The following is a 17,986-nucleotide window of genomic DNA, read 5'->3' on the forward strand; positions in this document are numbered from 1 at the left end:
GTCCTATCACTTAATCCTAAAAACAGTGTAATTCGTAGCGGCAACATATAAAACTCTTATGTACTTTACTAAAGATGATATAAAACGGATCAAGGAAGCTTCCAAAGGGAAGCTCCTTGATATTATCGGTGACTTTCACGAACTACGGAAACGGGGCGCTGAATATAAGTGCGAATGTCCCAAATGCCACGGACAGGAGAAGCTACATATTTCTCCGGCCAAACAGATTTTCAAATGCTTCAGTTGCCCGGATATAAAGGGTAAGGAACCGCTGGACTATTTGCAGAGGGCGGAAGATATGCAATTTCTGGAAGCCCTCGACCACCTGGCACGCAAGTTCAATGTACTGCTTGATCCAAAACCGGAGAAAAAGCCAGCCAAGCCTGCTAAAATGAAGAAACAAAGCAAGGAGGCCAAAGGAGAAAGCATTGATACATTCTGCGCCCGTATGCTTGCCGGTAGCGGACTGACCTATCAAGATGTGACGGCACATATCTTTAAAAAAGGAGATACACAGAGTATTTTTGAGGCAAAAACTTTCCGTCCGGGAACCATTGATGAATATGGTAATATCGTTGATGGGGATGATGTCATTATAGAATACTATGATCTGGACGGTATGCCGGTTACCTATATGCGCAAATTACCGGGACGTGGCAAGCAGGAACCCAAGGTGTATTATCGGGTCCGCTGGCAGTTCCCGGACGAACATCGGGACAAGGAAGGGAAACCGTTCAAATACAAATCTCCTGCCGGCAGCGGTACGCCCATATACATTCCGGAACGCATGAGGCAGATGTACAAAAAGAAAGAGCAATTTCCGAGACTCTACATCCAGGAAGGGGAAAAAAAAGCGGAGAAGGCTTGCAAACACGGTATTCCCTCAATAGCGGTTAGCGGTATTCAGAACCTGGGGCAGAAAGGGGCATTGCCGGAAGATCTCGTCAAGATTATCACCGTTTGCGGGGTCAAGGAAGTGGCCTTCATCTTTGATTCGGACTGGAATGATCTGTCCAACAATATAAAGTTTAATACTCCTGTTGATACACGTCCGCGGTGTTTCTTCGCCGCTGCCCGAAATTTCAAAGAATATATGCGGATGCTGAAGAACCGCGGCATCATGGTGGAAATATTCATTGGCCACATCAATAAAAACGATGAAGGTGACAAGGGATTGGATGATCTGTTGGCAAACAAACTGAGCGGCCATGAAGAAGAACTTGCCAAGGATCTGGAATTTGCCTGCAATGAGAAATCCGGAATCGGCAAGTATGTAGAAATATTTAAAATTACGGCATGGAACGATCAGAAAATACGTGAGTTATGGAATCTGCATAGCCACGAAAAATTTGCCGAGCAACACCGCGAAGTTTTACAGGAACTTCCGGAGTTTATCTTTGGCCGGTATGCCTATAAGTTTGACGAAAGCGGCAGGGTGGTATCCGCACTACCCTATGATGAAGATGAAAAATTCTGGAATGAAGATTTTAAGGAAACGAACGGTAACAGAATACCGGTGTTTGAATACGACTATGTGGCCGCCAAAACCTTTTTTCAAAACCGGGGGATCGGGCGATATCGTTTGCTCGATACGAAGTTGTGGACCTACATTCATCTGGATCCGCCAGTAGTCCGGACTATTGACGTAGAAGATGCACGCGATTTCATGTTCGCCTTTGCCGAACAGAATTGCAGCCGCTTCGTCAATAATCAGTTACTCAAGGGAGGCTCGCAATATGTCGGACCATTTCAGATGTCAAGGCTTGCTTTTATCCAACCCAATTTTATATCCCCGTCCCGTGATGAACAATACTTCTATTTCCGTGACCGCTGCTGGCATATCACACAACATGAAGTCAAAGAAGTGGGCTACGAAAGTATTACTCACCAGATATGGGAAGAACAGCGGAAAAACACCGATGCCAAATACCTCGGGCATCCCCTCATTGCCTTCAGAGAAAAAGCCGGCAAATATGATTATGAACTCTCTCTGGAAGGAAAGAAATGTCATTATCTGCAATTCCTGATCAATACCAGTAATTTTACCTGGAGAAAAAAAACTGAAGAGATTGAAGAAGACGAACTTTATGAAAACAACCTCCACTTGCTCAGTAAAATGTGTGCTATTGGCTATATGCTGATGGAGTGCAAGGACGCGAACGTGACACGTGCCGTTATTGGCATGGACGGCAAGCAGTCGGAAGTGGGCGACAGTAACGGCCGTAGCGGTAAATCGCTTGTTGGCGAATTAATGCGCCAGGTAGTTGATACAGTCTATATATCCGGAAAACGGACGGATATCTTCAATGACAGTTTCATTTGGAATGATATTGATGAACAGACCCGTCTGGTGTTTATTGATGATGTCATGCAGAATTTCAATTTTGAGTTTCTGTTTCCTAACCTTACCGGTGACTGGACTGTAAACAAGAAAGGAGGCGCACGTATCACCTATCCTTTCGCAAAGTCTCCTAAAGTATATATTCCAACGAACCATGCTATCCGTGGTACGGGTTCCAGTTATACTGACCGGCAATGGCTGATAGCCTTTTCTGATTTCTATAACGACCAGCATAAGCCTATGGATGATTTCGGGGTGTTATTCTTTTCCGAATGGGACTTCACGCAGTGGAACCTGACTTGGAACATGTTGGCCAACTGCATACAGCTTTACTTGAAATTTGGAGTTGTACAGGCACCGGGCGAACGCTTGCAGCAACGTAAGCTCAGACAGGAAATTGGCGAAACTCTTATATCCTGGGCGGATGAATATTTTAGTAGCGAAGAAAACCACCGCCGTACTCCCCGTAAGGAGATTTACGACAATTTCTGTAACTATGATCCGCAGCAACGCAAGTTTATCAGTGCTACGGCATTTAAAGACAAACTGAAGAAATATTGCGAATGGAAAGGCTGGGTATTCAATCCGCATAAGTATGACGCAAAAAGCGGTTTGCCCCTCTTCCTGGATAAAGACGGAAAGCCGGTTATAGATGACAAATCCGGAGGGATTGAATACTTTACCATAGGAAAAGCAGCTGGCGAACTGGCACCGCAGAGTGATCTTCCTGAAGCATCAACTAATAAGCTTGCATTCTGATGAACGATACACATTCCGATATTATAGCCCGGCTTATGCCTCTCTATGAGATGGCACCTGAGCGTTTCATGGCGTTCTATGATGCAGTATATCTGATGTGTATTGACTTGCCGGAAGGTGAACAGTTCCGTATTTCAGATCGTTGTCAGGAAAAAGACCTGAAGCTGTTTCAGGATATCGTGAAAATACTCATTGCGGAACAACCATACGATGTGCATACAGGACAGTTGGAGTTGTCGGATGATGTGGAGTACGTGAGACGGACAACGGGCTTTAGCCCCTCTGTAAATCGCTTCACTCCGAGACGGGAAAAGGAGTAGATTATGCCAATTTACTACGATGTAAAGATACATATTTTCAATGAATTACGCAAGAAATCATGCTAAAAAAAGAGCATAAAATATTGGTGGTCGTTTCACCGGATCCGGTCGAACGCAAGCAGCTGTTGAGTCGCCTGGTAGTACGGCTTGGCTTTGCCCGCATTCCTTCAGATGCGGCAAAAATCATATCGAATGATATCTTCAGTATAGACCTGGCAACGGCCTATTTCGTTTTCTGTAGTAATTATAATTTTCGTGGGGCCGTACTCACTAACCAACGTTTATATGAAATGGCTGCACGGGGCCTGTGTGTAGTTGTAGGAGTCCGTTCAATTCCCCGTGAGTACGAGTTCATTTGCAGAGTATTCTATCCGGAGGACCTTCCATAACAGGAGTATTCTTTTGATGATTACCGGTCATTCCGGGAAAACATAACACGGAGTATTCTTAAAAGTACATATTGAGTGTTTGCCTGCATCCGGCGGTACGTGAGTACAGTCGGATGCTATCTTTTCTTTCTTTTGCCCCTTCCCCCTTTCCCCCAACCCATTACAATAACGATTTGGACAAACGTGCATGAGCGACAGTCGTGGGAACTGCCGGAGGGGGTATATTATTCTTTTTTTTATTCTTCTTTTAAAAAGAGACTACCTTAAAAAACAGAAAAAAAATCGTGCATTCGTGCAGAAGTACTGTTGTTTTCTTATATCAATTTGATATGCAACAAATTACAGGCGCACAAAATCCGCACGAATTGCGCACAAATAGCGCACGAATTGTACTTTTTCGGGAAAAAGGCCGAAAAGTACGCAAACGGAAGAATTAGTGCGGGAATGTACGATTTTTGTGCGGGTGTAATCTATTGATATACAGGTGTGTATAAATGTGTACATGTACAAAAGTACTGCCGCACGAATTTTATACTATATCCGTGCAAGGACTTGGTTATATGCTCGGTATTTAGTATATTTGTGTAAAAATCAACACTTTAAATGATAAAGAAAGACCGATTTGTCTGTTGGCTGCCTTGCAAACCATATGTTAAGCAGTTCCTTTTGCATAATTTCAATACGCCTGATGATACCTGGACTGAAATCGTTAACCTGTCTTCCGACAAGGAGTTGCAGAACGATTTCCTTTCCCGGCTGTCCAAGCCCGGACGCTACGAGAACAAATACCGTAACCTCTACCGCTATACGGCCAATGTGGCGGTAGAGATACGTCGTGATGACTTCTACCGCTATGGCTGGTCGATGTCAAATACTGAAGTGGTGGCGTTCGGTACCAAGATTGAACGGCGGATCAAACAGATATTGTTCCTCTATCTTGATACCCATGTGAGTATGGGACTTCCATTATCAGCCGCTATCCGCAATTTCCAGACGAAGTTCGGATTTACTGAAGACACCTGGTCTTATGACACCATCCGCAGGGAGTATAACCGACACGGATATCGGAAGACAGTGGAGAATACTACTATTTTTGATTTTATTAACCGTATAATATTGGGGAAGTTGTCCGAGTTTGGGACAATTTCCCAGCAAGGAAGATTAGCGTATGAAAGTGATAAATTATGATTTTGAAAACATCGGAGGACTGTTGCAGGTGATTGCCGTTTCCCCGACTTCGTTTTTGCGGATCCGTAAGGATTATGCCGGTGGTCTGAACTACCTGGAGCTTCGCAACCGGGAGAACATTATTTCCATTCCGGTGTATGCCAATGACACTTATATATAATGAGGACAAGGAGGTAAATGATGCGGGGGATTGCTGGAATGTGTCGGTTGAAGGGGTGATTCCGAAACTTTCCTCAGTGAATCATCAGCTGATGGAGACTCTGGAGCGTGGCTTGTGGTATGTATTGGCGGTGGACGGCAACGGCCAGGTCCATTGGTGCGGGCAAGAAGACGCGTTAATGTTGTTTGCCACGAACAAAACAAGCGGGCGTTCGGTTTCAGAACGGAACGGCACGTCTTTTACATTCACCTGTATCCAGGATGAACCCACCATCTTCATTGAAAATATAGAAGAAATGTAGCTGCATGACTTCTGCTGTTTATGTGTAACAGGCTTTAAATTATAGATTTATCTGCCGTCCGGCGGTGCCCTGTGTCCTTGGGCACCGCTTTTTTTGCATTTTTCTTTGCGCAAAAAAGTTATATGAACGAAACAGTTATCACACTTTTTGGAGCGATTGATCGCTTCTGGTATAACAAGAACTACCTGAAATACTTTTTGGACAAAGCAAAAGGGCAGCCGGTACGTCTGAAGGTTTCCAGTCCGGGCGGTGATGTGGCTGAAGCTATCGCCATGTCAAGCCTGATGGCCGATCATGGCAACGTGACGGTGGAGTTTATCAGCTTCAACGCTTCGGCAGCTACTATACTGGCGTTCGGTGCCAAGTCCATTGAGATGCACGAAGATGGCATGTGGCTGGCTCATAAGTGCAGCCTGGGCGTGGACATTTGGGGACAGCTCAACGCGGATCAGCTCGAAGACACCATCAAGGAGTTGCAGAACAAAAAGAAGAGTGCCGAGGCTATTGACCTGATGATCGCACAGAAGTACATCAACCGCAGCGGCAAGAGTCTGAAGGACGTTATCACCCTTATGGAAGAAGAACGCTGGATGCCTGCCGCAGAAGCCAAGGACTGGGGATTCATAGACAAGATTATTCCCGGTACCCATAAGAAGCCGCAAGTGACCGATGAGATAACGGACTGTTTTACCGCCAATGGTTTACCGTTGCCGGTACTCAATGCTTCCGAATCGGAAACGCAACCCAAAGGAAATGACAGAAACCTTGTTTCCCAAATCATTGACGGTATCAAAAGCCTGTTTCCTGCCAATAATACCTCTGAAGACATTTCTAATTCAAATACAGTTATTTCCATGCGTAAAGAATTTACTTTCATTAATCAGATCCTCAATTGTGAAGGCATTGAGGAAAAAGACGGTAAGATATCGCTTACCGTAGAGAACTTGCAGGCCATCAATAACGCCATCAAGGTAGCCAATGAAGCGAAAACCAAAGCTGAAAGCGATCTGACAGCCGCCAATACAGCCAGACAGACGGCCGAAAACAATCTGACGGCAGTTGTCAACGACCTCGATAGCCTGAGCGATAGCGTCAGGAATGCGGCCGACAACAAGACTAAGGTACAGGTTATCCGCAATATCGTGGCCAAGATTCCCGGAACGGCAACCGCCAGTCATCAGGAATCGAACGAGGACAGCAAATTTGCCGATATCGCTACGGATCCGATCAACAGTTATGAGAATGAATAACATCTAAACTATTCTATTTATGGATTTTAAAGCACCTATTGACATTACCACGGTTCTGACCGCGGTAAAAAAACACAGAGACATCCTGAAGGCGGTCGATAAGCTCGACGCTTCGGAGGTATTGAAACATTTCACTCCGGTACCGGGTATTACCGATTCCCTTGAATTGGGCAAGGTAGAAGGCGGCAGCATCTCCAGCAAGTACACCGGCAAGTTTACAGCCGGCAAGTATCTGGGTAAGATTGTTCCGCGTCGTCTGGTCGTTCGTCCCGTCGTGATGGAGATGTCCGATGAGCCGGAACGTTACCGCCGCACCTACATTGCTGAGGTACCCGGTACGCTCCGCAAAGAACATCCCTTCGAGTTGTGGCTGATCAACCACGGCCATGAACTGGCATCCAATGATTTGCTGTTTGCTCTTTTCACAGCGAAATACAGCGCTGATGAGAACAAGACGGACATTCAGGACTCTTTCGACGGTATCGGTACCATTGTTACCGAAGGCGAGGCAGTCGGAGATATCTCCAGTGCTGAAGGCAACGTATATGCCACCGGTGAGCTGACTCGTGCCAACATTGGCGAAAAGTTGCTGGAGATGTGGCGTCACATGCCGCGTACCTTCAAGCGCAAGAAGAACATCAAGATGTTCATTTCCGACGATTTGGGCGACATGTATGATGACTGGCGCAAAGATGAAGGTACTATCGTTATCGGATTAAAAGAAGATACTTCCGATACACAACACCTGCTCGGTTCCAACAACCGTTGTGAGCTGGTACGTGTTCCAAATCTTCCCGATGGTAGCCAGTTTATCATGCTGAGTACTAAAAATAACATTTGCTACGGATTTGACAAAGAGAGCGATTTCAAGTCTATCAAGCCGTTCAATTCCGGCAATCCTTATACGTTCGATGCTGCGGGCAAGTACGTGATTGGCTTCCAGTTCGTATCGGTGCATAAATCGGAGTTCTGCGTCAATGACCGTCCGGTGGATCCTGAAGGGACCAATCCATTCGGATATATCGAGGTCACAATTGCACCGGATGAAGCGAAGGCCAACGGTGGCAAATGGCGCATTCAGGGTGAAGAGGCTTGGCGTGATTCCGGTACGTATGTAGCGGTTCCCGGTGGTAAGGAATATACCGTCGAGTTCCTGGAGGCCGCCGGATATACCACTCCTGCCGTGCAGAAGAAAACTCCTGCTGCGGGTGCAGTAGAGAAAGTGACGGGTACATACGTTGTTAAATCTGAATAAATCCTGTGACTATGGCAGAAGTAGATCCTAAATTATGTATTGCCCTTGATGATATCAACGAGGCAATGGACTGCGAGAACCAGGATAATATGGGCGGTATCATACCGTCCGTTATCTTCGGTTATCATGCAGATGTGGCGACATGGCCGGACTACCCGAAAAAGACGGATGATCCGCTTTCACTGGAGGCCGCCGGTGCACTGGTCGGTGATCTTGTTATGAAAGAAGGTTGCCGGGCCTATAAGATGGATATCACTGACGAACTGGCTGAGTTCAAGATTACGGATCAGGGAGAAACCGGTGGTGAATCGTTCCTGATGGACTTGAATATCATTTCGGCCAAGATGCGGAAGAAGATATTCGGTTTTGAGAATGCGACCAAAGGCCGCAAGATGTTCTTTATCGTGACCGACAACAACGGCACGAACTACCTGATGGGTGACAAACGCCGCGGTGCTATGCGTGCCTCCGGAGATGGTTCTACCACCGGGGCAAACTCTACTGCGCGTAATCAGAACACACTTCATTATACTTTCACTGCACCGCGTAAATGTGTGTATGAAGGTGATGCGGAAGACATTCTCACTGTAAAGAACGCACCTGGAGGTTGATTTTTGTTTCTTCGTTTGGTTAGTTGCTTGTTTATGTCCGTCTCCGGAGTTTTTCCGGAAGGCGGACATTTTGTTTTGTCCTATCACAGCAATAAAATTCGCAACACCTTTGTATAACGTTAATATCAAGAATCATGGCTGAAATTACAAATGCTTATATCGTAGCCCGCAGAGAAGGTATCGCCTGGCTGAACTCTGCTAAGAGAGAATACAATACTGGTGTGGCTATCCTTGCTAAATCAGGTTACAAGACAATCGTATCATCCAAACTGGCTAAATTAGGCGAAAAGCCGCATACCCGCGAGAAGCTGGAATATGAAATCCGGCAGATGATTAAAGTCTGGTACCATCCGGATGATCCGCGCTTTGAGGATGTGGACCTGGCGGATGATGCGGTACCGGGTAATGACGGACGTTCTGAGACAGTTCCGGAAGAAACGGCGGCGGCTATCGTTACCATTGCGGAAAAAGAACTGGCACGTGAAACGGATGAACAGCCCGCTTATCCGCCTGTCATTGCCAAAATTATCTATGATTTCCGGGATTGCTACAATGAACGTTCACGGCTGCACCGGTTACTCTCCGAACAGGGTGAGACCAATACAGCGGCTGTATGTGCACAGCGCAAGGATATTGTTACCCGTATAGCCTTCCTCTCCAACCGCATGACATTGCTGGCTGCCATCAAACAGCAATATGAGCAGAAAAAGGAGTTGCCGACTGATGAGCAGCTGGACGAGCTTTATAAAAAAGTGGATGTTGCTGAAGAGAAGCCGGAAAAGGAAGATGAACAGACTGATATCAGTTCCCTTTCCGTCGAAGAACTGAAGAAAGCGAAATCCAATGCCAAGAGTAAGATTACCAAGGCAAAAAACATGTTGCTGTATTCTTCAGAGAGCAAACCTAAAGACGGCAAGGAAAACCCGCTTCCGGACTGCCCCAAACGTGTGAGATACGAGAAGAAGGTGGCTGATCAGGAGGCATTGGTAGAGAAAATAGAGTATAGACTGGCCGAGCTGCAATAATGTTGGTATGTTGCAGCGATATGAATGAGATGCCGGCGGAGAGAATGAAGGACAATGCGCTCCCTCTCCGCCAAACGGATGTGGCAGCCTCCGACCATGATCGGGTTTCGGAGAAGCTGCTGCATCCGGACGCTATGGGAATGCTGGTTCCCGGCAGAGATAAGCATTTCTATTCTTCCGGAGCATTTAACCTGATCCAGTTGATTTTATATATTTTGAAACAGACCGGTCCGGCACACCTGTTCTTGACTACTTACTCCATCTCGATGGATAGTATCAACGCCCTTCATCGTAAGGTCGAAACGAATGAACTGTTATCTGTACGGTTCTTAATAGACAACCGTGTACGCAGCATTTCACCGAAGCCGTTTGACTATCTGGTAACTACATTCCCGGACAGCTACCGCTGCCTGGCACTACATGCAAAAGTGGCGTTGCTGTATAACGAAGACTGGAAGATTACCGTTGTAGGCAGTCAGAATGCTACGCACAACCCGAAGCTGGAGCGTGGAATCATCCATACCGGTAGAGATATTTTTGACTTTGACTTTAAAATGTTGAATGATGAGTTTGACGCAGGAACAACGTGAGGAGATTGAGAAAATGGCGTATCGCCTTATCCCTCCGGGAATGATTGCAATCAATATCGGTGTGGATGAGACGGATTTTCTTGCAGAACTTCGTACTCCGGGCACTGAGGTGCGTACAGCTTTCTACCGGGGACATCTCAGACAGATGGTTGAAGTACGGGAGGCTATCATCAAGTCCGCCATCAACGGCAGCAATCCAGCACAACAGGAACTGATCAAGTTCTTTAAATCGCAAAAGCAATATCTTGAGTATGAGTAACAGCTTGACAACATCCAAAAGTAAATCTGCACTGGAGGAACAGTCATATGAACTCATCCGGCAGCACATTATTGATCCGGAAAACAGTCCGTTGCCGGAGCATCTTCGGGTGCAGTGCAACCGGGTATTGCAGATAGCCCGTTTGCTGGATGATTATCCCAATGAGAGCCATATCATCAACATCATGCTGGCGAAATACCGGATTTCACGTACACAGGTACGTAAGGATATCGCCCTGGCAAAAGAACTGTTCAAGACACAGCACCAGTTTGACTGGGATTTCTGGTTTGCTTGGATGATCAAGGACCAGATACAGCTTATCCGGGACTGTAAGCTCAGAGGTGATCTGAAGAACTGGAACAACGCCAAGAAGGTGCTACATCAGATGATTGGCGAACGTCCGGCTTCGGTTGAGGATCCGCGACGCATGGAGAAGAACGTGTTCTACATTCAGATCAACAGCATGGGGCAAAAGGTGGATATTCCGCTGGATGCCATCCGCAATCTTTCTCAGGAAGAGCAAAAGGTTTTGGTAGATTCGATGTACACACCTATTGACGATGTGCAGGCAGAAGAAATAATGAACTCATAAATATAACAGCCTTGGGCGGGCTTTGTAAAACCCATATAAAAGCAATGAGTATGAAAAGTTTTTTTATTAAAGTTATGGTTTTGGTAACGGTGTTGGCTATTCTTATGTTTGGCGTTCCTCATTATCGGATATGGTCCGCTGAACAAAGAGGCAAGGCTGAATTTGCAGAAGCTGAACAGAACCGGAAAATTAAGATTGAAGAGGCGAAAGCGAATCTGGAAGCAGAGAAACTGAATGCCCAGGCTGAAGTGGAACGTGCCAAAGGTGCGGCAGAAGCAATCAAGATTGAAAATGGCAGCATTACCCCCGCTTATATCCAATATTTGTGGGTACGTCAGCAGAATAATCTGAATGACAAGACTGTAGTTTATATTCCGACAGAAACAAACCTTCCGTTATTGGAAGCTACAAGAAACAAATAGCCTTGGGTGGGCTTTGTAAGACCCTTATACATATTATGAAAGAAATAGGATTAGGCGACAAAGTTCGCAGTAGTGTATCAGGCTTTTCAGGGACTATAACTGCTAAATGCGAGTACTTACATGGCACAACAACGTATGCTGTTACAGCCCCTGAGCCGTTAAATGGAGAAGTAAAAACAGAATGGTTCGCAGCCTCTGAACTCATAATTGAAGAGTAAGAGGCTTGACAGGTCCCGGAAAGGTTACTACTTTTTCGGGTTCTGTTAAATTAATACTTTCAAAACAGATTAATCATGAAGAAACTGACCAATAAACGCCTGATCTCTTATCTGGTTGACCACAAACATATTGATATGGTATCGGTCAGCAAGACACAGATTGTTTGCACCGTATCCGCAAAGTTTAAGCCGGATGAAGTAAAAAAACTATTAGATGATACAGGGCAGCCAATGCCCCGTATGACTTCTTCCGAAGGTGTGAACTATATTGTTTTCCCACGTTATTGATACGGCAGGACAATGGACGAAAACGTTTGGGAAGAGGTCATACAGGTCAATCCGGCACAGGCGGCATTCCTGGTAATGCCGTACAAGAACGGGTATGTCATCTATTCACGTGCAACGGGTAAATCATTCATTACCGGTGCCGTGATAGATGACAATATCCGGCTGATGCCTCGTGGTATTACCACGCTCACACAGGCTACCATTGGTCAGGCGCTCACTAAAACATTACCATCCGCTTTCAAGATGCTGGAGATGCTCGGTTACAAGCAATGGGATCCGGTCAGCAAGACCGGTGACTATGTGGTGTGCCGCAGTCCCATTGAAGGATGGTACAGGCCCTATGAACACATCATGTCGTTTGAGTACGGCATCAGCTTCTCCAATGGTCACATGCTCTACATACTTACGCAGGGCGGTAACAGCCGCGGTCCGAACGCGGATTACAACATCACCGACGAAGCGTTGACGCTTGATAAGGAGAAGTTTGACCAGGAGGCGGCACCGACCAACCGTGGTAATGAACACATCTTTGGTCGCAAGTCCAAGAATCCCGTTCTGAAACATCACGGCAACACCTTCCTCTCTTCCATGCCTTACACGCCTGAACAGAAATGGTTGCTTGAACCGGCCAAGTATTACGAAGAAGAACGCGGCATCCGGCTGTTTGATGTCTGGAATAAGATTGTGCGGTTACAGATGCAGCTCATTGATGCAAGGATTGCGAATGATGCGGGACTCTTCAAGGAGATCTGGAATGAAACCGTCCGTCTCCGTCAGAGTATCACACCGTTCGTTTCACGCGACGGCACGCTCTTTATCCTCGGCTCTATCTTCGACAATATCGCCAATGTGGGTATGAACTATATCCTGAACCAGTATAAGGTGATGGATAAGCTTTCCTTCATGATCGAGATACTGAACTTCATGGTGGATAAGATTGATAGCTGTTATTACCAACTGGATGAACGGCACGTGTATTACAATGCGACCAATGACGACTATATCCGTGACTTTGCCGAAGATCATAACTACAACTGGCAGCAGCTTGCCAATAACGATGACAGCCGGCGTGACCTGGACTGTACCCCCACGAAGCCGCTGGAACTGACGCCTGACTGGGGTTCTGCCGCCTCGTTCCTTGAAGTGGCACAGGAGCGCAATTATGATTTCGTGACGAAGCTGCTGACACGTGAGCCGGTGGATAACAATATCAATGAATTTTTTGTCAAGCGTGACGAAGAAGACGATACGATGGTCAACGCGCTGATGGATAAGTTCTGTCACTATTACCGTAACCATATCAACAAGCACCTGCATTATTACCGTGACCGCTACGGGGATGCACGCCGCGCCAACAATAAGAAATCCTATAATGAGCTTGCCATTGAGCGCCTGGAGAAACACGGCTGGACGGTGGAACAGCACACGCATGCGGGTATGGAGCCGCCGCAGCATGATAAATATCTGTTGTGGGCTTCTATCCTGGCGGAGAAGGACGAACGGTTCCCGAAGAAGCGTTTCAACGGCTCGAAATGCAAGTACACGCTTATATCCATGAACAACACGCGTGTCATTGAAGATCGTGAAGGACGGTTTGCCAAGGATAAGCGCAGCGAGCGCAACCAGTCCATCCTTCCTGAAGAGGCAACACACTTCGGGGATGCAGTCGATAAACGTGTCTGGACGAAGTACGGGCATCTGCTCAGGCAGGCATACGGGTTCGTGGACGCACGTATCTGATTCACTGCACATACATTCGCAACAGTTATCGCAATACTTATAACAGGACTCGCAACGATTGAGGACCGGATGCCGCATCGGAGGACAGGCGGAGGGTGTTTTCTTTAATGTAAAAACCTATTACTTTTGTCATATTTCCTTACTTTTTGCGGTTTCCCTTGCGCTTTTTGATAGGGCGCGGTAGGAAGAAACTTCCGTTTCTTTTTCCATTCGGATGGAAAACGGGGTGTTGTGTGTTCATTTTCAAGAAGGTAACTTTCTTATAACATTCATTAACAGAGTCCCCGGCGCGCGCAAAATCCGTACTGAAGAAATAGGCAGGCAAATCTATTTCCCCAGTACGGATTTTGCGCGCTTATAGAGGTAGGAAGCATCGCTTCCCGTGTTTGTTTGCACCCGTGCAGGTCCCCGGTCTTTTCTGTTTCAAATTCTTAGGTAGGGACCGTAGAGCGGTAAGCGTTCCGCTTGACGTACCTCCGTTTCTCTTCCGGAACTCCTTTTTATTTCTGCATGTCTGTATGCGGTCAGGTAGTCTTTTGAGTCCGCAAATGTAGGGCACCGGTCTGACAAGCAAGGTCAGGCGTTGTCCGCTAAAAAATCTCCACCTTGCAGGTAGTATTCAAGCCTCCGGTTTTAGTCGGAACCTTGCAGAATGTCATCCTCGGCACCTCAATTATTGCGGCATCAAAAGGCAACCATACCGCACGTCATACAGACACGCCGGAATAAAAAAAAAGTCGTTCCGGGAAACGGAGAATCTGAAAAAGGCTCCACCCGACGACTCCAAAAATCCAGAATAAAATTAAAACTTACAGTTATGGCAGCAAAAAGAAACATTCCCGAAGCATGGAAAAATCAGTGGCATAAACCGATGATTTCCTTATTTGACTACATACCGGCAAGATACGAGGCTACAGAACGGGAAAAACAAATCCGCTCACTGATATGGGACTTCAAGGCTGGGAAACGCAGCAAACAGGTAGCGGCTATCGTAGCGGGTAAGATAGCGGAAAAATTCGGTTCGTTTGCCGATACCATTGTGTTTGTCTGTGTTCCTGCAAGTTCGGCAGAACGGACGGAAAAACGCTATCGGGACTTTTGCGAAGAGGTTTCCAACCTTTGCGGGTGTATGAATGGCTACAAAGCCGTGAAAGTGGGCGGAAAACGTATGACCATCCACGAAACCAAGAAAGGCAAAAGCATACAGAACACGGAAACTATTACGCTGAATACTGACTTTTTCAACGGGAAGCGGGTACTGGTTTTTGATGACATACTAACGAAAGGACACAGCTACGCACAATTTGCGTGCGCACTGGAGCAATTAGGTGCGGAAGTGTTGGGAGGTTATTTTTTAGGTAGAACAATTCTTTCTTATAACTAATATATATTTTTTGTTATGAATACTTTATTCGATAATGATTGCCGCTACATGAGTGACAGTGAACTGATTTACGAGATTAGCAATAACAGGCAGATTGTTTCAGACGTTGAACGCAGCAACGGGGAGATAGATATAGACAGGCTGTTTGCATCTTTGACGCCTGGACGCAAGAAAGTAGCTGTGGCAGCGGTGGAGATGTACAAGAGACAGCAGTCTCAACAGGTTGAACGCAGGCAGATTCTTTCAAGCAAGGATGTATACGAACTGATGCAGCCGTTAATAGGTGATTTACGGAATGAAGAGTTTTGGGTCGTGGCTATTAATAATGCATCCAGAATAATCAAGAAAGTACAGGTTTCAGTAGGCGGTATAGACCAGACTTCGGCAGATGTACGGCTGATAATGCAGGTGTTGATAAATACGGGAGCTTCGCAGTTTGCAGCGGTACACAATCATCCGAGCGGCAACAGCCGACCGAGCAATGAGGACAAGAGGCTGACGGAACAGCTTAAAAAGGCGGCAGCGTTATTCAATATTCGGATGATGGACCACGTAATTATAACGAATGACGGATATTATAGCTTTTGCGATGAAGGGATGATTTGACGGATGGGGTGCGGGCGCACCCATTCCGTTTGCTCGCACGCTCGCAAACGGAATGGGACCCAAAGCGGTATTTTGTTTTATGTTTCCCGTTCCTTCAACCACGGAGGGGCTTTTTTTGTCCTATGAAAGCGGATGGTATGATTGTACCTTTGTGACAAAAAAAGATATGATACGCTTTATTACCAAGTTTGTCGGTACCTATGGGTATGATTCCCTGAAGGAGTTCTTTCTTTCGGTGGCGCCCAGTTTCAAATATAACCTGCAACTGCCGGCTATCTCCTTCAGTGCAATCACTGCGGTAGTCAGTGAATGGATAGGTATTACCCCGTTGCTGGCGATGGCCATGCTGATCGCCATTGTTTCCGAGATGTGGACGGGCATCAGGGCAAGCAAGATTCAGGGCATAGGATTTGAATCCTTCCGTTTCTCACGCTGTATCATCAAGCTGTGTATCTGGCTGACCATCATTTATATCACCCACTCATTCTATCTGGAGAGCAAGGCGGGGGCTGAAGAAAGCTTCATCATGCTGCTGGCCACCCTATTCTTTTCCATTGTCAAAGTGTTCGTCATGACCTGGTTCTGTGTGGAGCACGTGACAAGCATACTGGAGAACCTGGCGGTTATTGACGGCAAGCCTAAAGATACGCTGATCAGGCAGGTGGGCATGTTGTGGGTGACGGTTACAGACAAGTTTAAAAAGAAGGTAGATGAGACGGAACGTTAGCTATATGTTGTTATGTGCGGTTATTGCGCTTCTTTCCTATCAAGTCGGCTATTGGCTGGGATCCCGTCACCGGAGTATTGTCCGCGTTCCGGAAACGGTGGTCAGGCATGATACGATACGACCTGCCATTCCGGAACCGGAGGTAATTGTCCGTGAGGTACCCGCAGAAGTGGATACGGCGGCTATACTGACCGACTATTTCTCGGAGAAGCATTATCTCGATACGATTATTGAGCGTCCTTACCTGCGGGTGGAAATGACCGATGTCATATCCCGCAATGCGCTACTTGACCGTACTGTAGTGGTGGATTACCGGCAACCGGTTGTTTATAACAATGCCCTGGCTCTAGGATTGGATGCCGGGCGTTACAGCTGTGTGTTATCCGCGGGGTATCGGCGTAGGTCGTGGGAGTTCAAGGCGGGCTATGACCTGTACAATAAATCACTGGTGTTGGGTATATCTAAAGATCTGTGGAGATGGTAGCGAATTTGGTCAATAACACGTATCTGTTTTCCGCCGATATGGAGGATATCCGTATTACGGACGTACACGAAAAACTGGTTTTCAAGATGACGGTTGACGGGCAGGAGGCGCTTTCTGAAGTGTACTATCCGGACAGTGGGAACGCAGTCGTCATTTGCGATCCGGGTGATATCATCAATGAATATTTCGTTCGTCCGGAACTGGGAGGCGGTGATGACCGGATCATATTGCCGCCCATGACGGTACAACTGTCCCTTTCAGACAGCGAGGCAACTGCTGACTACACGCTTTATGTGTTCCACTCAAGATACCGCGTGTCTTTCGAGCCGCTGACCGGCTTCATATTTTATTCCCGCTATAAAATCAAGCATATCAGGCAGAATACGATTGATTACCTTTCCTTCTTCGTGTCTGACAAGACAAAAGTGTATCTGGATATCATCCACCTGGAATCCGGCAGCAGCGTCAAGAAAACCGTTGAGCTGCAACTCTCCGATGCCAACCGGATGATGGCATATAACATGAGTCCGGTTAAGGTGGGCAAACTCGCGAGTCTCAGGGCCGACAATATCTTATCGTATGATGCACGCATCACCGATGGCACATTGACGGACCTTGTAAGGTATGTCATTGACCGGAAAAGCCACCGTGAAATGCACCAATTTCTTTATTACAATGTATTCGGGTTGCCGGAATCCATATCATTCTCAGGATTGGTGCAGTATAGTCCGGAACTGGAGGGTGATATCGCGGACATGGTGAAGCTGAAAAGGAGATTCAATCCGTTTTTCAATGATCTGCGCACGGTCAACACCGGGTATTTGGACGAAAACAAATACAAGGCCCTGATAGACATGCTTACCTCTCCGGTACAGCGATGGTACGACACGCCTTCGTTGCCGATGGAGATCATCATCACAGATATTGACTTTACCCATACGAAAATGGGTAACCAGCGGGTAAACGTGAATCTGACCTTCTGCCCGGCAAGCCGGAAGCATCAGGTATTTGACAGGTACTCGTTTGGGGGAGGTATCTTCGATTATACATTTGACAGGACATTTGAATAAATAATAT

22 protein-coding genes are annotated in these 17,986 nt (G+C 46.6%); all 22 read left to right on the top strand.

The genetic code is table 11. From position 1 onward, the window contains the following. Positions 1 to 58 precede the first annotated feature (58 nt). The 22 genes from K6V21_RS09000 (at position 59) to K6V21_RS09105 (ending at position 17,979) form a co-directional block, all read left to right on the top strand. The gene (locus tag K6V21_RS09000; protein ID WP_224321540.1) at positions 59 to 3,100 is read left to right on the top strand and encodes a CHC2 zinc finger domain-containing protein; all 3,042 of its coding nucleotides are present in this window, start codon (positions 59 to 61) and stop codon (positions 3,098 to 3,100) included. Then, the gene (locus K6V21_RS09005) at positions 3,100 to 3,420 is read left to right on the top strand and encodes a hypothetical protein (RefSeq protein WP_224321541.1); all 321 of its coding nucleotides are present in this window, start codon (positions 3,100 to 3,102) and stop codon (positions 3,418 to 3,420) included. The genes K6V21_RS09000 and K6V21_RS09005 overlap by 1 nt, the downstream gene beginning before the upstream one ends. A gap of 59 nt (positions 3,421 to 3,479) precedes the next feature. Beyond that, complete coding sequence (locus K6V21_RS09010) at positions 3,480 to 3,809, top strand: hypothetical protein (RefSeq protein ID WP_224321542.1); 330 nt, start codon at positions 3,480 to 3,482, stop codon at positions 3,807 to 3,809. Positions 3,810 to 4,412: 603 nt separating this feature from the next. Continuing rightward, on the top strand, positions 4,413 to 4,997 hold the full coding sequence (locus tag K6V21_RS09015; RefSeq protein ID WP_073314394.1) for a hypothetical protein: 585 nt from the start codon (positions 4,413 to 4,415) through the stop codon (positions 4,995 to 4,997). Next, the gene (locus tag K6V21_RS09020) at positions 4,978 to 5,157 is read left to right on the top strand and encodes a hypothetical protein (RefSeq protein ID WP_224321543.1); all 180 of its coding nucleotides are present in this window, start codon (positions 4,978 to 4,980) and stop codon (positions 5,155 to 5,157) included. Before K6V21_RS09015 ends, K6V21_RS09020 begins: the two co-directional genes overlap by 20 nt. Beyond that, positions 5,141 to 5,458, top strand: a complete 318-nt coding sequence (locus tag K6V21_RS09025) for a hypothetical protein (RefSeq protein WP_224321544.1) — start codon at positions 5,141 to 5,143, stop codon at positions 5,456 to 5,458. Before K6V21_RS09020 ends, K6V21_RS09025 begins: the two co-directional genes overlap by 17 nt. Positions 5,459 to 5,580: 122 nt before the next feature. Then, a complete protein-coding gene (locus tag K6V21_RS09030; protein WP_224321545.1) occupies positions 5,581 to 6,708 on the top strand; it encodes a Clp protease ClpP in 1,128 nt (375 codons plus the stop codon). A gap of 19 nt (positions 6,709 to 6,727) precedes the next feature. Beyond that, complete coding sequence (locus K6V21_RS09035; protein ID WP_224321546.1) at positions 6,728 to 7,963, top strand: hypothetical protein; 1,236 nt, start codon at positions 6,728 to 6,730, stop codon at positions 7,961 to 7,963. A gap of 11 nt (positions 7,964 to 7,974) precedes the next feature. Next, a complete protein-coding gene (locus K6V21_RS09040) occupies positions 7,975 to 8,574 on the top strand; it encodes a hypothetical protein (protein WP_118424663.1) in 600 nt (199 codons plus the stop codon). 134 nt (positions 8,575 to 8,708) lie between these two features. Next, positions 8,709 to 9,599: a hypothetical protein gene (locus tag K6V21_RS09045; protein ID WP_224321547.1), complete on the top strand. Its 891-nt coding sequence runs from the start codon at positions 8,709 to 8,711 to the stop codon at positions 9,597 to 9,599. A gap of 20 nt (positions 9,600 to 9,619) precedes the next feature. After that, positions 9,620 to 10,189, top strand: a complete 570-nt coding sequence (locus tag K6V21_RS09050; RefSeq protein WP_224321548.1) for a hypothetical protein — start codon at positions 9,620 to 9,622, stop codon at positions 10,187 to 10,189. Then, positions 10,161 to 10,448, top strand: a complete 288-nt coding sequence (locus tag K6V21_RS09055) for a hypothetical protein (RefSeq protein ID WP_224321549.1) — start codon at positions 10,161 to 10,163, stop codon at positions 10,446 to 10,448. Before K6V21_RS09050 ends, K6V21_RS09055 begins: the two co-directional genes overlap by 29 nt. Then, the gene (locus K6V21_RS09060; RefSeq protein ID WP_224321550.1) at positions 10,441 to 11,040 is read left to right on the top strand and encodes a hypothetical protein; all 600 of its coding nucleotides are present in this window, start codon (positions 10,441 to 10,443) and stop codon (positions 11,038 to 11,040) included. Before K6V21_RS09055 ends, K6V21_RS09060 begins: the two co-directional genes overlap by 8 nt. Positions 11,041 to 11,144: 104 nt before the next feature. Continuing rightward, on the top strand, positions 11,145 to 11,462 hold the full coding sequence (locus tag K6V21_RS09065; protein WP_224322021.1) for a hypothetical protein: 318 nt from the start codon (positions 11,145 to 11,147) through the stop codon (positions 11,460 to 11,462). A gap of 35 nt (positions 11,463 to 11,497) precedes the next feature. Beyond that, positions 11,498 to 11,680: a hypothetical protein gene (locus K6V21_RS09070; RefSeq protein WP_224321551.1), complete on the top strand. Its 183-nt coding sequence runs from the start codon at positions 11,498 to 11,500 to the stop codon at positions 11,678 to 11,680. Positions 11,681 to 11,755: 75 nt separating this feature from the next. Next, positions 11,756 to 11,968 (top strand): hypothetical protein, encoded by a 213-nt coding sequence (locus K6V21_RS09075; RefSeq protein WP_025834342.1) that lies wholly within the window; start codon positions 11,756 to 11,758, stop codon positions 11,966 to 11,968. Positions 11,969 to 11,980: 12 nt separating this feature from the next. Beyond that, positions 11,981 to 13,708: a hypothetical protein gene (locus K6V21_RS09080; RefSeq protein ID WP_138292324.1), complete on the top strand. Its 1,728-nt coding sequence runs from the start codon at positions 11,981 to 11,983 to the stop codon at positions 13,706 to 13,708. 817 nt (positions 13,709 to 14,525) lie between these two features. Then, positions 14,526 to 15,092, top strand: coding sequence for a phosphoribosyltransferase (locus K6V21_RS09085; RefSeq protein ID WP_073314388.1), 567 nt, complete (start codon positions 14,526 to 14,528; stop codon positions 15,090 to 15,092). A 15-nt stretch (positions 15,093 to 15,107) separates the two neighbouring features. After that, positions 15,108 to 15,698, top strand: coding sequence for a RadC family protein (locus K6V21_RS09090; protein ID WP_224321552.1), 591 nt, complete (start codon positions 15,108 to 15,110; stop codon positions 15,696 to 15,698). Between the two features lie 166 nt (positions 15,699 to 15,864). Next, positions 15,865 to 16,425, top strand: a complete 561-nt coding sequence (locus tag K6V21_RS09095; protein ID WP_224321553.1) for a phage holin family protein — start codon at positions 15,865 to 15,867, stop codon at positions 16,423 to 16,425. Continuing rightward, positions 16,409 to 16,909: a hypothetical protein gene (locus tag K6V21_RS09100; protein ID WP_224321554.1), complete on the top strand. Its 501-nt coding sequence runs from the start codon at positions 16,409 to 16,411 to the stop codon at positions 16,907 to 16,909. The genes K6V21_RS09095 and K6V21_RS09100 overlap by 17 nt, the downstream gene beginning before the upstream one ends. Beyond that, positions 16,903 to 17,979, top strand: coding sequence for a hypothetical protein (locus K6V21_RS09105; RefSeq protein WP_224321555.1), 1,077 nt, complete (start codon positions 16,903 to 16,905; stop codon positions 17,977 to 17,979). The genes K6V21_RS09100 and K6V21_RS09105 overlap by 7 nt, the downstream gene beginning before the upstream one ends. Positions 17,980 to 17,986 lie beyond the last annotated feature (7 nt).

Origin of the sequence: Bacteroides cellulosilyticus, assembly GCF_020091405.1 — a bacterium.
Taxonomy (GTDB): domain Bacteria; phylum Bacteroidota; class Bacteroidia; order Bacteroidales; family Bacteroidaceae; genus Bacteroides.

Bases quoted from the DNA above. Each gene is read 5' to 3' on its own strand.
- K6V21_RS09070 (WP_224321551.1), top strand. From the start codon at position 11,498: ATGAAAGAAATAGGATTAGGCGACAAAGTTCGCAGTAGTGTATCAGGC.
- K6V21_RS09095 (WP_224321553.1), top strand. From the start codon at position 15,865: ATGATACGCTTTATTACCAAGTTTGTCGGTACCTATGGGTATGATTCC.
- K6V21_RS09060 (WP_224321550.1), top strand. From the start codon at position 10,441: ATGAGTAACAGCTTGACAACATCCAAAAGTAAATCTGCACTGGAGGAA.
- K6V21_RS09015 (WP_073314394.1), top strand. From the start codon at position 4,413: ATGATAAAGAAAGACCGATTTGTCTGTTGGCTGCCTTGCAAACCATAT.
- K6V21_RS09050 (WP_224321548.1), top strand. From the start codon at position 9,620: ATGAATGAGATGCCGGCGGAGAGAATGAAGGACAATGCGCTCCCTCTC.
- K6V21_RS09005 (WP_224321541.1), top strand. From the start codon at position 3,100: ATGAACGATACACATTCCGATATTATAGCCCGGCTTATGCCTCTCTAT.
- K6V21_RS09025 (WP_224321544.1), top strand. From the start codon at position 5,141: ATGACACTTATATATAATGAGGACAAGGAGGTAAATGATGCGGGGGAT.
- K6V21_RS09045 (WP_224321547.1), top strand. From the start codon at position 8,709: ATGGCTGAAATTACAAATGCTTATATCGTAGCCCGCAGAGAAGGTATC.
- K6V21_RS09035 (WP_224321546.1), top strand. From the start codon at position 6,728: ATGGATTTTAAAGCACCTATTGACATTACCACGGTTCTGACCGCGGTA.
- K6V21_RS09010 (WP_224321542.1), top strand. From the start codon at position 3,480: ATGCTAAAAAAAGAGCATAAAATATTGGTGGTCGTTTCACCGGATCCG.
- K6V21_RS09075 (WP_025834342.1), top strand. From the start codon at position 11,756: ATGAAGAAACTGACCAATAAACGCCTGATCTCTTATCTGGTTGACCAC.
- K6V21_RS09030 (WP_224321545.1), top strand. From the start codon at position 5,581: ATGAACGAAACAGTTATCACACTTTTTGGAGCGATTGATCGCTTCTGG.
- K6V21_RS09040 (WP_118424663.1), top strand. From the start codon at position 7,975: ATGGCAGAAGTAGATCCTAAATTATGTATTGCCCTTGATGATATCAAC.
- K6V21_RS09000 (WP_224321540.1), top strand. From the start codon at position 59: ATGTACTTTACTAAAGATGATATAAAACGGATCAAGGAAGCTTCCAAA.
- K6V21_RS09085 (WP_073314388.1), top strand. From the start codon at position 14,526: ATGGCAGCAAAAAGAAACATTCCCGAAGCATGGAAAAATCAGTGGCAT.
- K6V21_RS09100 (WP_224321554.1), top strand. From the start codon at position 16,409: ATGAGACGGAACGTTAGCTATATGTTGTTATGTGCGGTTATTGCGCTT.
- K6V21_RS09090 (WP_224321552.1), top strand. From the start codon at position 15,108: ATGAATACTTTATTCGATAATGATTGCCGCTACATGAGTGACAGTGAA.
- K6V21_RS09020 (WP_224321543.1), top strand. From the start codon at position 4,978: ATGAAAGTGATAAATTATGATTTTGAAAACATCGGAGGACTGTTGCAG.
- K6V21_RS09065 (WP_224322021.1), top strand. From the start codon at position 11,145: ATGTTTGGCGTTCCTCATTATCGGATATGGTCCGCTGAACAAAGAGGC.
- K6V21_RS09055 (WP_224321549.1), top strand. From the start codon at position 10,161: ATGATGAGTTTGACGCAGGAACAACGTGAGGAGATTGAGAAAATGGCG.
- K6V21_RS09105 (WP_224321555.1), top strand. From the start codon at position 16,903: ATGGTAGCGAATTTGGTCAATAACACGTATCTGTTTTCCGCCGATATG.
- K6V21_RS09080 (WP_138292324.1), top strand. From the start codon at position 11,981: ATGGACGAAAACGTTTGGGAAGAGGTCATACAGGTCAATCCGGCACAG.